The sequence below is a fragment of the Streptomyces sp. PA03-5A genome (assembly GCF_033792725.1).
GTDB lineage: Bacteria > Actinomycetota > Actinomycetes > Streptomycetales > Streptomycetaceae > Actinacidiphila.
This window is the reverse complement of the sequence record NZ_JARAVL010000003.1, coordinates 255,403-269,318: the sequence shown is the minus strand read 5'-3', so window position 1 is coordinate 269,318 and position 13,916 is coordinate 255,403. Positions and strand designations below refer to the sequence as shown.

Here is a 13,916-nt window from a genome sequence, read left to right as displayed (position 1 = left end):
CGCCGTGTCTAGCAGTGGGACGGTATAGCTTTGCCGCCGTGACCGGTGAGAACGCGATACTGCGACGACGGCTCGGCGTCTTCGACGCCACCGTCGTCGGGCTCGGCTCGATGATCGGCGCCGGGGTCTTCGCGGCCTTCGCCCCGGCCGCCCGCGCGGCAGGGTCCGGGCTGCTGCTCGGGCTCGCGGCGGCCGCCGTCGTCGCCTACTGCAACGCCATGTCCTCGGCCCGGCTCGCCGCGCTCCACCCCGCCTCGGGCGGGACCTACGTCTACGGGCGCGAACGGCTCGGGCCGTTCTGGGGCTACCTGGCGGGCTGGTCCTTCGTCGTCGGCAAGACCGCCTCCTGCGGGGCGATGGCGCTGACGATCGGCGCGTACGCCTGGCCGGAGCAGCAACGGGCGGTCGGCGTCGCCGCGGTCGTGGCGCTCACCGCCGTCAACTACGCGGGCGTGCAGAAGGCGGCCTGGCTCACCCGGGGCATCGTCGCGGTCGTCCTCGCGGTGCTCGCGGCCTTCGTGGTCGCCGCGACCACCGGCGGCGACGCGGACGCCGCCCGGCTGGACATCGGGGCCGACGCGACCGCGGGCGGGGTGCTGCAGGCGGCCGGCCTGCTGTTCTTCGCCTTCGCCGGGTACGCCAGGATCGCCACGCTCGGCGAGGAGGTCAAGGACCCGGCGCGCACCATCCCCCGGGCCATCCCGCTCGCCCTCGGCATCACCCTGGCCGTCTACGCCGCCGTCGCCGTCGCCCTCCTCGTGGTGCTGGGCCCGCAGGGGCTCGCCCGTTCCGCGGCGCCCCTGGCCGACGCCGCGGGCGGCCTCGCGCCGCTGATGCGGGTGGGCGCGGCGGTCGCCGCCACCGGATCCCTGCTCGCGCTGATCCTCGGGGTCTCCCGCACCACCCTGGCCATGGCCCGCGACGGGCACCTGCCGCGGACCCTGGCCGCGGTGCACCCCCGGTCCGGGGTGCCGCACCACGCCGAACTCGCCGTCGGCGCGGTCGTCGCCGTGCTCGCCGCCACCGCCGACCTGCGCGGGGCGATCGGCTTCTCCTCCTTCGGCGTCCTCGCCTACTACGCCGTCGCCAACGTCTCCGCCTGGACCCTGGGCCCCGGCGCCCGGCGCGCCGTCCCCGCCCTCGGCCTGCTCGGCTGCCTCGCCCTGGCCTTCGCCCTCCCCTGGACCTCCGTCGCCGCGGGCGCGGCCGTCCTCGCCACCGGGGCGGCGCTGTACGCCGCACGCGCCCGCCACACCCGGCCCGCCTGACGCCCACCCCACTCCGCGGGCCAACTCCCCACCCGCCGGCCGCGCCCGCCAAGCGGCCCCGGGCGAAGCGGCGTTGCCCGACTGAGATCCATCCGCAACGGCCCCGATGCCACCCGCCCGCCCCCTCCTGCGTCACAGTCGCAGAAGGCGCAGGGGGCGCCCCCGGGGGGAAGCAGGTGACGGTGATGCGGCGGATCACGGCGGCGGTGCTGACGGCGGTGGCGGCGGGAGCGGTCCTGACGGGTTGCGGCGCGAACACCGACCGGGGCCACGCCGGTGACACGCGGCGGCCCGGACCGGTACGGGGCGCGGACGGCGCCCCCAAGGACGGCGGCTCCGAGTGGAACGGGCAGGGCACGGAGGAGGACCGGGGCCCGGAGCGGGCGCCCGACGCGTCACAGCTGTCGACCTTCGCGCTGGACGTCGACACCGCCTCGTACGGCTACGCCAAGCGGCGGCTCGACGAGGGTTCGCTGCCCTCCCCCGCGGACGTGCGCCACGAGGAGTTCGTCAACAGCTTCCGCCAGGACTACCCCGCCCCCGAGGGCGACGGCTTCTCCGTCACCGTCGACGGCGCCCGCATCGGCGACGAGGAGGGCTGGTCCCTCCTGCGGGTCGGCCTCGCCACCCGCCCCGCCGACGAGGGGAACCGGCCGCCGGCCGTGCTCACCTTCGTCGTGGACGTCTCCGGCTCCATGGGCGATCCGGGCCGGCTGGACCTCGTCCAGAAGGCGCTCCGCGCCGCGGTCGGCGAGCTGCGGGACGACGACTCCCTCGCCGTCGTGACCTTCAGCGACCGCGCGCGGGTCGCCCTGCCGGCGACCCGGCTCGGCGCCGGCGGCGCCCGGCAGCGCGCCCTGTCCGTCGTCGACCGCCTCGCGCCGGAGGACTCCACCAACCTGGAGGCGGGCCTGCGCACCGGCTACGACGTGGCCCTGGAGAGCGCCCGGCGCGGGGCCACCAACCGGGTCGTCCTGCTCTCCGACGCCCTCGCCAACACCGGGCAGACCGACCCCGACGCCCTCCTGGAACGGATCGACCGGGCCCGCTCACAGCACGGCGTCGCCCTGTTCGGGGTCGGCGTCGGCAGCGAGTACGGCGACGAACTGATGGAGCGGCTGGTCGACAGGGGCGACGGCCACACCTCGTACGTCTCCACCCCGGCCGAGGCCCGCGCCCTGTTCGTGGACCAGCTGCCCGTCAACATCGGCCTGCGCGCCCGCGACGCCAAGGCCCAGGTCTCCTTCAACCCGAACACCGTCGAGCGCTACCGCCTGATCGGCTTCGAGGACCGCGCCGTCGCCGACGAGGACTTCCGCGACGACCGCGTCGACGGCGGCGAGGTCGGCCCCGGCCACACCGTCACCGCGCTCTACGCCGTACGCCTGAAGGCGGGCGCCCGCGGCCACGTCGCCACCGCGACCGTGCGCTGGCTCGACCCGCACGACCGCACCCCGCACGAGGCGTCGGGCGCCGTCGAGGCGGACCGGCTGGCCGGCCGGCTGTGGGACTCCGGCACCTCGCCGCGGCTCCGGGTGGACGCGGTGGCCGCCTACTTCGCCGACGCGCTGCGCACCTACGACACCGGCGACGAGCAGCTGCCCGGCGCCCCCGGCCTCGCCCGGCTCGGCGACCGCGCGCACGCCCTGGCGGCGACCACCGAGGACCCGGCGGTACGCGACCTGGCGGAAGCCGTGGACAGCGCGTACGCGCTGCGCGCGGGCTGATGGAGTATCAGTGAACCCATGACAGAAGAGAAGGAACCCGAGCCCCGGCTCGACGCCCGCTTCAGCAGCGCCGGCGCGGCCCCCACCACCTGGCACGACGCCCGCGGGCACCTGGCCGGAGCCGAGATCTACTGGCTGACCACCGTCCGTCCCGACGGCCGCCCCCACGTCACCCCGCTCATCGGGGTCTGGCTGGACGACGCCCTGCACTTCTGCACCGGCGCCGACGAGCGCAAGGCCAAGAACCTCGCCCGCAACGGCCGGGTCGTCCTCACCACCGGCAACAACGCGCTCGGCGAGGGCCTGGACGTGGTGCTCGAGGGCAAGGCGGCCCGCGTGCGCAGCGAGAACCAGCTGCACCGGATCGCCGCGGCGTACGAGACCAAGTACGGCTCCGGATGGCACTTCGACGTGGGCGACCAGGTCCTCGTCGGCGACGGCCACGAGGCCCTGGTGTACGAGGTGGAGCCCACCACCGCCTTCGCGTACGCCCGCGGCACCACCTACAGCCAGACCCGGTGGCTGTTCTAGGCGTACGCGGCCGGGACGTGGCGCGGGCCGTGCCGGAGGTCCGGTCGCCGGAGCGGGCGGGTGCCCCGGGGCGCAGGCCGTTCCCTCACCCCCGGGAACCCGGGGACGGACCCGGGCCCCGGCCGCGCTCCCGTCCCGGTCCGGCGCCGGCCGGGCCGTGGAAGGCGGCGCGGTCGGCGGCGGCGGTACCGCGTTCCCAGCCCTCGCGGTCACGGCCCCTGAGCCGCTGCGTGCGGGTCTCGGGGAACATCGCGTCCGCGGCGCGGCCGACGGCGACCTCGCGCGCCGCCAGCACGGGGAGCACCTCCCTGGACCCGCCCGCCTCCGCGGCTTCCTCCGTCGCGTCACGGGCGGCGGCGGCCAGGCGCTCGCCGATCCGGCCCGCGTAGGCGATGAGGAAGGACTCGCGGAAGTCCCGCGACAGGTCCCCGCCCCTGGCGCCGCCCCTGCCGCCCCTGCGTCCCGGGCGACGCGTGGCCGGCCCCGGGGCGCCGCCGCCGCGCATGGCCGCCTCGGCCTGCACCAGCAGCGAGGTGTACAGCACCTCCACGGCCTCCAGGTCGGCCTCCCAGCCCACGACGGTCGAGAAGCCGAACTCCGCCGACCACACGGCACGGCAGCGGTTCGCCGCCGCGACCGCGTCCAGCAGCAGCGCCTTCGGCGCCTCGTACGGACGCTCCACGCCGATCCGCCGCGCGCCGGGACCGCCGCCGCCCGGCGCCTTGCCCGCGACCAGCGCCTCGTCCACGCTGTGCCGTGCCATCAGGTGTTGGGCCTTCGCGCTCAGCGCCTCCGCCTCCTCGGGGAAGGCCGTGGACTCCGCCTTCGCCAGCAGCGCCCTGATCCGCCGCAGCATCGGATGCCCCGCACCGCCCGCAGCGGGCGCGGCCGGTGCCGGCGGCGTGATCCCGGGCAGCCGCCCCAGCAGGCGGACGAGCTCCAGCACGGCCGTCGCCACCGTGAAGCGGTCCAGCCGCTCGGCCGCCCCGTACGCCGTCAGGAGGCCCGCCGGGTCAGCGCCCCCGTCGGCGGTCAGACGCCCGGCGAGCCGCACGTGCTCCGGGCGCAGTTCGCGGCGCACCATCCGCAGCAGGTCGGCGTCCTCCCAGCCGCGCGCCCGGCAGCCCCGCAGCAGCCCGCCCACCGCGGTCGCCACCGCCCGGCCGACCTCGTCCCACCCGGCCTCCGCCGCCGCCATCGCCGACGCCCCGGCGTCCAGCGCCGTCTCGACGTCCCCCTCCGGCGCCCCCAGGACACCGGCGAACGCCGCCTCGACCACCGTCATCGCATCTCGCACGCGGTTCAGGATCGCACCGACACGCCGCGCACGGAGCACGGTGCCCGCCCGCCCCGACGGGCCGGGCCGGGGTACGGAGCCGAGAACGCCGACGGTGGGCGTGCGGGCCGGGACGTCCGCACGACCGGGTTCCACGCCGACGTCATGGCCGAGCCCGCACCTGCGGTCGCCGGATTCGGCCCGGTAGCCATCGCCCTGCCCGGCCACGGCCGCGTCCCGGCTCCCGGGGACCTGCCGATCAGGAACCGCGCCCGCCTCGTGGAACGGCTCGCCGCCGACACGGGCTGCGACGTCGTCGTCGTCCGCAGCCTGCCGGCTCGCCCGGCTGCGCGCCGTCGGCGTCCGCGCGGTCGTCGTCGGCGGGACCGCCGACGACATCGGCCTCACCGACCGGGAACGGCTCGACCTCGGCACCTGCACCGCGCCGGGTACGGCTTCCTCTTCGAACGACCCGGCCGCGCCGCGGAGATCATCGCGGCACCGCCGCCGGGATCAGCCGGCCGCGCCGCCCCGCTCCACCAGGACCGGCCACAGGCGCTCCGCCAGCACCGGGTCGGTGCGGGCCACTTCACGCCCCAGGGCGGACGCGGCCGCGGCGAGCGCGCGGCGCAGTTCCGCCGGCTCCGCCGAGCGCACCAGCGTGGCGTGCAGCGGCCCCGTGACCTCGTCCGGCAGCAGGTGGGCGCCCTTGGCGTAGGCCGCGGGGTGCCCAAGGCGCAGGCAGGCGAGGGCGATGACCTGGGTGCGCACCGCGCCGATCCAGTGCTCGGCCTGCCACAGCCGGCCCCGCTCGATGCTCGCCGCAGCGTGCAGGACGTGGTGCCAGCCGAGTCCCGCCGGCGTCCCCGGGTCGGCCGGCGCCGCCTCCGGCGCCCGGCCCGCGGAGCCGAACACCGTCCGCCACTGCGGCCCCCGGGGTCCGAACTGCTCCTCCGGCGTGAACGCCAGGTCCGCCTCCAGCGCCCCCGGCAGCAGGAACACCCGGTAGACGGTCGCGCCCCCCGGCAGGTCCCAGTGGTGCAGCGCCCCGAACCCGGGCCCGTACAGCCACGCCGTCCAGCGGGCCAGCGCCGCGCCCACCTCGCCCCGCACCCCGAGCACCAGGTCGACGTCGGACCACCGGTCGCCGCCGCCCGGGACCGCGAGCGAACCGGTGAGCGCGGCCCCGGTGACGTCCGGGTCGTCCGCGGCGAGACCGAGCAACCGGGCCCGTACGCGGTCGCGTTCCCCGGGTGTGAACATGCCCTCACCGTAGCGAAGCGGGCGCCGCGCGTCCGGGCCGGTCATCCGCCGGTCGCCCGCCGGTCGTCCGGCGGACATCCGGTGATGGGAACGTGCGGGCGTGACTCGCACGATGGCTCTCGGGCTGGCCGGTACCGCCGCGCTGGCGATCGGCGGCATGGCCGCGGGGGCGCTGCCGGTACGGGACGGGATCGCGCTGCCGCAGGGGCAGGCGGCGGCCGGACTGCTGGTGGCGTACTTCGGCCTCGGGCTGCTCGTCGCGGCGTGGTGGCAGCTCGGCCGGCTGGTGCGCGGGCCCCGGCCCCCGTCGATACGCGCGCTGCTGACGACGTTCGCCGTGTGGGCGGCACCGCTGCTGCTGGCCCCGCCGCTGTTCAGCAGGGACGTCTACAGCTACCTGGCGCAGGGCACGATGGTGAACGCGGGCATCGACGCCTACACGCACGGGCCGGGCGTGCTGGGAGGTACGGCGGCGGCCGAGGTGCCGGCGATCTGGCGGAACAGCCCCGCGCCGTACGGGCCGGCGTTCCTGGCGCTGGCGCGCTTCGGGGCGCACGCCGGGGTCGCCGGGATGCGGGCGCTGGCCTTGCTGGGGGTGGCCCTGCTGGCCACGCTGCTGCCGCGGCTCGCCCGGCGCTGCGGCGCGGACCCGGCCGCGGCCGTGTGGCTGGGGGCGCTCAACCCGCTGGTGCTGCTGCACCTGGTGGCGGGGGCGCACAACGACGCCGTGATGCTCGGCCTGCTCGGCGCGGGCCTGGGCGCGGCACTCGCCCGGCGCCCGGTCGTGGCCGCCGCGCTGGTCACCCTGGCCGCCCTGGTCAAGGCGCCCGCGGCGCTCGGACTGCTGGTCGTGGCCAGCCTGTGGGCCGAACACCTGGAGGGCCGCCGGCGCCTGGCGCGCGCCGGAGCGGCCACGGCGGCGGTCGCCGGCGCGGCCACCGTGGCGGTCACCGCCGTCACCGGCGTCGGCTACGGCTGGATCGGCGCGCTGACCACGCCCGCCTCCGCCTCCAACTGGTCCCTGGTCAACGTCCTGGGGCGGTTCGCCGGCACCCCGGACGTCTGGCGGCTGCTCGGCATGGCCGCGGCCGCGCTCGTCATCGCCGCCGTGTGGCTGTACCGCGAGCGGCTCGGGCCGGTGTACGCCCTGGGGATCAGCCTGCTCGCGGTGGCACTGCTGGGCCCGGCGATCCGCCCCTGGTACCTGCTGTGGGGGCTCGTGCCGCTCGCCGTGGCCGCACCCGACGGCCGGGTGCGGCGGATCGCCGCGCTCGCCAGCGCGGTGCTGGCGCTCGTGGTGCTGCCCAGCGGGCTCGCCGCGACGCCCCGTCAGATCGCCCTGGCGGCCGCGGGTGCGGCCCTCGCGCTGCTCCCGCTCGCCGCGCTGCGGCTGGTCCGGCTCGTACGTCCTGCGCTCGCCTCATGAGGCGGATCGTGACGGCGGCCGCCGCCGTGGTCGCGACCGCGCTCTTCCTGGCCACCGTGCCGCTGCACCGGCACTGGTTCGACCTCGGCGTGTACTGGGGCACCGTCAACGCCTGGACGCACGAGGGCGTCGGCGTCTACGACTACCTCAGTCCCGGGACGACGTACGGCTTCACCTACCCGCCGTTCGCCGCGCTGTGCATGCTGCCGCTGGCCCTGGTGAGCTGGCCCGCGGCCGTCGTCTGCGCGGCCGCGATCAACATCTGCGCCGCGGCGGCCGTCCTGTGGTGGACGGTGTGGCCGATCGTGCGCCGCGAGGGCTGGACCCCCTGGTACGCGATGGTGCTGGCCGTGTGCCTGATGGCGCTCCTGGAGCCGGTCCACGACACCTTCACCTTCGGGCAGGTCAACCTGGTCCTGCTCGCCCTGGTGCTCGCCGACACCGAACTGCTGCGCCGCGGCAGCCGCTGGGCCGGGTGCGCGATCGGCCTCGCCGCCGCCGTGAAGCTGACGCCCGCGCTGTTCGTCGGGTGGCTGCTGCTCGCCGGGCACCGCCGCGCCGGCCTCACCGCGGCCGCCACCGCGACCGGGGCGACCCTGCTGGCGGCGCTGGCCGCGCCCGGCGCGTCCCGCGACTTCTGGACCCGGGCGATGTGGGACACCGACCGCGTCGGCTCGCTGTCGTACGCCTCGAACCAGTCGCTGCGCGGCACCTTCGCCCGGCTCGACGCACCCACGTGGGTGTGGGCGGTGGCCGTGGTCGCGGTGCTGGCGGTGTGGGCGTACAAGGTGCGCCGGACCGGCGTCACGACGGGCGTCGCCCTCACGGGGGTGACGGCCTGCCTGGTCAGCCCGGTGACCTGGGTGCACCACCTGGTGTGGCTGGTCCCGGCGTTGGCGGCGCTGGCCGGCGAGGCGCTGCGGGTACGGACCCGGGGCCCGACGGTCGCGGCGGTCGGCAGCTACGTCCTGCTCTGCAGCAGTGTCGTGTGGCTGTGGCGGGGCGACCCCGGCACGGGCGGCCTGGGCACCCTCGTGGGCGGCAGCGCCTACGTGTGGATCGGCCTGGGGCTGCTCGTCGCGCCCCGGCCCGGATGGCGTAGCAGGGCGCGCCCGCGTCCGATCCTGGCTGACAGGGTGGGGGAGAGGGCCGGCTGACGGCCCGTCGGCCGAGCTGTCCGCCGAGTCCCGAGGAGATCGACACATGCGTGTGTCCCTGCGCCGGACGTTCGCCGCGCTGCTGATGACCGTCGTCCCCGCGCTGGCCGCCCTCCCCGCGCCGGTGCCCGCACAGGCGCGCTCCTCCGTCGCCCTGGCACCCCTGCTCGGCGTCGGGGCGCCGAACTCCATCCCCGGCCGCTACATCGTCACCCTGGCCCCGGACAGCGACCCCTCCGCCGTGGCGAGCGCGGCCGGGATCACCCCGGCCCACGTGTACGACAGCGTGATGCGGGGCTTCGCCGCCCCGCTCACCGGCAGGCAACTGGCCCGCGTACGGGCCCTGCCCTCGGTGCGCGGCGTCGAGCAGGACACCACGGTCACCCTGCCCGCGGAGGACCGGACCCCGGTGTCGACCAGCCGCCGGATGCCGGGCAGCCCGCCCCCCACCGACGGCACCGGCCGGTTCTGGGGCCTGGAGCGCGTGAGCAACCGCGCCCCGGCCACGCACGGCTTCACCGTCCGCGCGACCGGCGCGAAGGTCACCGCGTACATCATCGACAGCGGGATCGACTTCGCCCACCCGGAGTTCGGCGGCCGCGCCAAGCCCGGCATCGACGAGATGGACGACGGCCGGAACGCCGCGGACTGCGCGGGCCACGGCACGCACGTCGCCGGCACGGTCGGCGGTGAGCACACCGGGGTCGCCCGGGCGGTCTCGCTGGTCTCCGTACGCGTGCTGGACTGCGAGGCGCGCGGCCCCAACTCCGGCATCATCGCCGGGATCAACTGGGTCGCCCGGCACGCGGTGAAGCCCGCCGTGGCCAACATCTCGCTGGGCGGCCTCTACTCCCCGACGATGAACGAGACCCTGGACGCGCTGGCCCGGGCCGGGGTCTTCCCGGTCGTCGCGGCCGGCAACGACGACGTCAGCTCCTGCGTCATCTCCCCGGCGAGCGCCACGGAGTCCTTCACCGTCGCCGCGACCGACCGGGCCGACCACCGGGCGGCGTTCAGCAACTTCGGCAGCTGCGTCAACCTGAACGCGCCCGGTGTCGACATCGCCTCCGCCTTCCCCGGCGGGCTCTACGCGATCATGAGCGGCACGTCGATGGCGGCCCCCCACGTCACCGGCATCGCCGCGCTCTACAAGGACACCTACGGGGACGCCGGCTTCGAGGTGCTGAAGAAGTGGCTCCTCGACCACGCCACCCGGACCGCGGTCCCCGAACCGTGGGGCACCCCGCAGCTGGTGGCCTTCACCGGGGACCTCTGAACGGCCCCGCCGTCCCGCGCCGCGCCCGTCAGGTGAGTTCGCGCGCGAGGTGCAGCGCCGTGATCGCCATACGGCGGGCGTGGAAGAAGCGGTGCGCCCCGTGGTTGGCCACGCCCGCGTCCAGCTCCAGCCGCTCGCAGCCCGCCGCCCGGGCCCTGGCCTCCACCTCCGCCAGCAACCGCGTGCCCACCCCCGCGCCACGCGCGTCCAGCACCGTGACCAGGTCGTCGACCAGCAGCAACCGCCCCCTGCTGGTGGTCAGCACCCGGTGCGTCGCCACCCCCAGGTAACGCTCCCGCTCGTCCAGGGCCGCCGTGAAGACCACCCCCTGGTCATGCGCCTCGGCGGCGAAGGCCGCGAAACCGTCGGCGGTCAGAGCCGGTCGCAACGCCCTGATCAGCGGCCCGACTTCAGCGGTCATGGCCGGTTCACCAGACTTCACGTCCACGAACGTCAGTTCCATGGCGTGATCCTAGGAGGCGCCGGCGCCCGCCGCGCTCCCGTACGGATCAAGTCGCCTTGGCGTTCATCGGAGTTGTGGTCCGGGCCGGCCGGAGAACGAGGCACGGTAGCCGGTTGAGCCACCCGTGACGCGGGAATCCTCAACGCCACGGTGGCGAATGTCCCGGTCTGGTAAGAAACGACCGTGGATCATCGCGTCTCGAGCGATGGTCCCGGGCTCACACGCTGGGAGAGATCGACATGTTGAAGCCCACTTGTTCCTGCGACAAGCACCCGGCCGACGGGGAGCCCCCGGCCGGCACGACCCCCGGCCCCCGCTCCGCCGACGGCCCCGGCGCCGACGGCCCGGCCTCCTCCCCCGCCGACGACGCCTTCGTGCCCGGGAACGGCGGCGCCCTCGTGGCGTCCCGCTGACGGACGGCACGAGGGCGCCGAGGGTGCGGACGGTCCCGCGGGGGCCGTCCGTCAGTCCTCCAGTTGCCTCCACCACCAGGAGATCGCCGGGAGGTCCACCGGGGCATCGCTGCCGGGCATCGGCGCCGGCGCCCAGGTCGTCGGCAGGTAGGCGGGATCCTCGGGGTTGAGGTAGCGCTCGCAGGTCGTGCCCCACTCGAGGTTCGCCCGGATCCAGTGCCCGAGCGAGGTCACGTACCGCTGCAGCTCGGATGATGCCGTGCGGTGCACCTGCGCGCTCAGCGCCGTGAACAGGACCATGATCTGGTCACGCAGGAACATCGCCTCGGAGACCATGCCGGGGACGGGCTTGCCCGCGGCGTGCGCGAGGACGTCGAGCAGGTTCTGGTCGTCACCGTCGCGCAGGTGCTCCTTGCGGTAGGACAGGATGTCGTTGTCCCAGCCGACCAGCAGACAGGTCGCCTCGGTGAGGGCACGGACGTCCGGCCGCTCCAGCTCGGCCGGGGGCACCTCGTACCCGTCCGCGACGTCGAGCAGCATGACACTGACCTTCATCGCGCCGTTGTGGATGCGCAGCAGTGCGTAGTCGTCGAGGCCGGGTGCCGCACCGTCGACCCGGTTGGCCGCCTCCCACACCTGGCACAGGAAGTACATGCGCATCGCGTCCGTCCAACGGCCGATCTGCGCGGCGGTGGCGACCCGGCCCACGCGCAGCCGCAGGTCCCGGAAGGCCGCCTCGAAGCAGAAGTACGTGCCGTTCGGGGACAACGGTGTCTCGGGAGCCTCGAGTATGCGCAGCAGCCTGGTCAGCACGCGACTCAGCTCGCCGGGGCGCCGGCCCAGGCGGCCTTCGTCGCAGTGGGCGTCGTCGAAGGCGAACAGCCACATCAGGGAGTCCGCCGATATCTGCGCCCCCTCCTCGGTCCCGTACGGCGAGGTGAGCGCGGCAAGGCGGCCGGCTCCGACGTGCTCCAGGCGCAGCCGCTGGGACTCGTCCTCGTACAGGCCGAAGCGGCGGACCCACTCGATGGTGGCCCGGTCCAGGTCGTCGGCCAGGGGGTGGGCAGCCGGTGCTATCGGGCAGTAGAAGGGCGCCAGTTGAAGGGCGGGCACAGTGGTCACGGACATGCTCCTTCGAGCTTGGGGGAGGGCGGGCCAGCGCCTGCTACCTTCCGCACAACCTTGCCATGAACGCGCCAAACGTAGACCGACAGGAACAGGCGCGGGCCGCGCGCCCGGAGCGCGCGGAGCGGCCCGCGGGAGGGCGGCCCAGTGGAACAACGGACCCGGGCTCCACTGACGTCCACCTCTCAGCTGTCACAACCGTTCCACCTGTGACGCACCGCACGCGTGGCGGAAATCGAACACAAGTGGATCATTCAAATGACAATTACTCCGGCATATGGCGGAGCAGTCAAGAGGCCAAAATGCGTCACGGGAAGGACAGTTGACGCGCATTCCGGTTGTGTTCATGGGCGAGGTGTGTGCGCCCGATGCTCGACCTTGGCCGAACCAGCCACGATGGCCCTACGGCATGGAGGGCGCACGAACGGGCGCACGGGCGCATTTGCCCGTGCGCCCGTCTTGAACCGGTCACACAGTGAGACACCACGTGCCAACGGCTACCGCCGTCGTACGCCCAGGCGCGAAACGAGCGCACGCCACCAGGAACGGCGCTGCAGGGGAACGGCCGCCGCCGGCCGCGGCGCGAAGGCCGGTTCCGGCTGCGCCGGGGGCAGTTCGGCCGTCGTCGACGGAGCGGCCTCGGACACCTGCCCCCTCGGGGGCGTCTGCGGGACGCGGACCTCCCGGGGCGCCGGTTCGGCCGCTGCCAGCCCCTGGTCACCGAGCGGCTTGGCCGGGCTGAACTCCGCGGGCAGGGCCACCAGGTGCCGGGAGATCCACGCGGCCTGCGAGGTCAGTTCCTCCTCCGGCACGGCAACCCGCAGGTCCGGCAGCCGCATCAGCAGCGTGTCGATGGCGGTGTCGACGATGGCCCGGGCGATGTCCTTGCCGGGACACTCGTGCGGGCCGCTGCTGAAGGCCAGGTGCGAACGGTTGCCGTGCACGGGGGTGGAGAGGTCCGGCCGCACGCGCGGGTCGACGTTGCCCGCGGCGATGCCGAACATCACCATGTCCCCCTCCTCGATCTGCTGACCACCCAGCTCGGTGGCCCCCGTGGCCCAGCGGCCGGGCACCACGGCGATCGACGGCTCGTCCCACAGCACCTGCTCCAGGGCATCGGGGAGGGTCATGTGACCGCCCGAGAGGTGGGCCCGGAAACGGGGGTCGGTCAGCACCATCTTGAGCGCGCCGACGATGAAGTTGACGGTGGGCTCGTTGGCCGCGATCAGGATCAGCCGCAGGTGTTCGGCGACCTCGTCGTCGGTGAGGTTCGCCTCATGGCGCAGCAGCCAGGAGGTCAGGTCGCCGCCGGGGTCGGCCCGCTTGCGCTGCACGAGCTGCTTGCAGGCGGACAGCACGTACTCGTTGCTGGCCACCGCCGTCTCGGTGCCGCGCATCAGGTCGCGGCCGGCCTCCACCAGCTTCGGCCCGTACTCCTCGGGCATGCCCAGCAGCTGGGTCATGACGAGCACCGGAAGCTGCTCGGCGAACTGGGTGACCAGTTCGACCTCCCCGGACTGGCAGAACTCGTCGACCAACTGGTTGGAGAAGCGGATGATGTGCTGACGGATACCCCGTCGGTTGAGGCGGCCCATGCTGGTGGTGACCGCTCCGCGCAGCCGCTCGTGCTCGGCGCCGTCGGCGAAGACGCACAGCGGCTGCCAGGCGACCATCGGCAGCAGCGGCGAGTCCATGGCGACGTTGCCCTCGCGGAAGTGCCGCCAGATGCGGGAGTCCCGGGAGAACCGCGAGGGGTTCCGCATGGCCTCGAGGTTCTCGTGGTGTCCCAGGACGATCCAGGCGTTCAGGTCACCGTGCACGAGCACGGGGGCCACCGTTCCGTGCTCGGCGCGCAGCTTCTCGTACAGGGCCATGGGGTCTGCGGCGGCCTCGGGGCCGTAGAGCCTGCGCAGGCCGCCCGGGCCGAGGTCGTGGGCGGGGCATTCGGGGGGTGGGGTGGTCACGGGACGCTCCTGATCACGGGCGGGGAA

The 13,916-nt window shown here is 75.1% G+C and carries 12 protein-coding genes; 7 read left to right on the top strand and 5 right to left on the bottom strand.

What is annotated here, in order from left to right:
- Positions 1–38 precede the first annotated feature (38 nt).
- The 3 genes from PV410_RS05610 (at position 39) to PV410_RS05600 (ending at position 3,526) form a co-directional block, all read left to right on the top strand.
- Complete coding sequence (locus PV410_RS05610; RefSeq protein ID WP_500322698.1) at positions 39–1,268, top strand: APC family permease; 1,230 nt, start codon at positions 39–41, stop codon at positions 1,266–1,268.
- A gap of 185 nt (positions 1,269–1,453) precedes the next feature.
- The gene (locus PV410_RS05605) at positions 1,454–2,995 is read left to right on the top strand and encodes a vWA domain-containing protein (RefSeq protein ID WP_500322697.1); all 1,542 of its coding nucleotides are present in this window, start codon (positions 1,454–1,456) and stop codon (positions 2,993–2,995) included.
- A gap of 18 nt (positions 2,996–3,013) precedes the next feature.
- On the top strand, positions 3,014–3,526 hold the full coding sequence (locus tag PV410_RS05600; protein WP_500322695.1) for a pyridoxamine 5'-phosphate oxidase family protein: 513 nt from the start codon (positions 3,014–3,016) through the stop codon (positions 3,524–3,526).
- Between the two features lie 85 nt (positions 3,527–3,611).
- Here the strand turns inward: PV410_RS05600 and PV410_RS05595 are convergent, their stop codons facing one another.
- Both PV410_RS05595 and PV410_RS05590 read right to left on the bottom strand, forming a co-directional pair.
- Positions 3,612–5,201, bottom strand: a complete 1,590-nt coding sequence (locus PV410_RS05595; protein ID WP_500322693.1) for a DUF2786 domain-containing protein — start codon at positions 5,199–5,201, stop codon at positions 3,612–3,614.
- 114 nt (positions 5,202–5,315) lie between these two features.
- Positions 5,316–6,065, bottom strand: a complete 750-nt coding sequence (locus tag PV410_RS05590) for a hypothetical protein (protein WP_500322692.1) — start codon at positions 6,063–6,065, stop codon at positions 5,316–5,318.
- A gap of 112 nt (positions 6,066–6,177) precedes the next feature.
- Here PV410_RS05590 and mptB point away from each other — a divergent pair, with 112 nt between their 5' ends.
- Genes mptB through PV410_RS05575 form a run of 3 tightly spaced genes read left to right on the top strand, consistent with a single transcriptional unit; the run spans position 6,178 to position 9,924 of the window.
- Positions 6,178–7,491: a polyprenol phosphomannose-dependent alpha 1,6 mannosyltransferase MptB gene (gene mptB / locus PV410_RS05585; protein ID WP_500322763.1), complete on the top strand. Its 1,314-nt coding sequence runs from the start codon at positions 6,178–6,180 to the stop codon at positions 7,489–7,491.
- The gene (locus PV410_RS05580) at positions 7,488–8,648 is read left to right on the top strand and encodes a glycosyltransferase family 87 protein (RefSeq protein ID WP_500322690.1); all 1,161 of its coding nucleotides are present in this window, start codon (positions 7,488–7,490) and stop codon (positions 8,646–8,648) included. Before mptB ends, PV410_RS05580 begins: the two co-directional genes overlap by 4 nt.
- Positions 8,649–8,694: 46 nt before the next feature.
- Positions 8,695–9,924 (top strand): S8 family peptidase, encoded by a 1,230-nt coding sequence (locus tag PV410_RS05575; protein ID WP_500322689.1) that lies wholly within the window; start codon positions 8,695–8,697, stop codon positions 9,922–9,924.
- Positions 9,925–9,952: 28 nt separating this feature from the next.
- On the opposite strand, the gene PV410_RS05570 is transcribed toward PV410_RS05575, so the two are convergent.
- Positions 9,953–10,387 carry a GNAT family N-acetyltransferase gene (locus tag PV410_RS05570; RefSeq protein ID WP_500322687.1) on the bottom strand — a complete coding sequence of 145 codons (435 nt, stop codon included), beginning with the start codon at positions 10,385–10,387 and terminating at the stop codon, positions 9,953–9,955.
- Positions 10,388–10,626: 239 nt separating this feature from the next.
- Between PV410_RS05570 and PV410_RS05565 the strand changes: the two genes are divergently transcribed.
- On the top strand, positions 10,627–10,800 hold the full coding sequence (locus PV410_RS05565; protein ID WP_500322686.1) for a hypothetical protein: 174 nt from the start codon (positions 10,627–10,629) through the stop codon (positions 10,798–10,800).
- A gap of 51 nt (positions 10,801–10,851) precedes the next feature.
- On the opposite strand, the gene PV410_RS05560 is transcribed toward PV410_RS05565, so the two are convergent.
- Entirely contained in the window at positions 10,852–11,922 is a 1,071-nt protein-coding gene (locus PV410_RS05560) for a terpene synthase family protein (protein WP_500322685.1), read from the bottom strand.
- 500 nt (positions 11,923–12,422) lie between these two features.
- The gene (locus PV410_RS05555; protein WP_500322684.1) at positions 12,423–13,889 is read right to left on the bottom strand and encodes a cytochrome P450; all 1,467 of its coding nucleotides are present in this window, start codon (positions 13,887–13,889) and stop codon (positions 12,423–12,425) included.
- Positions 13,890–13,916 lie beyond the last annotated feature (27 nt).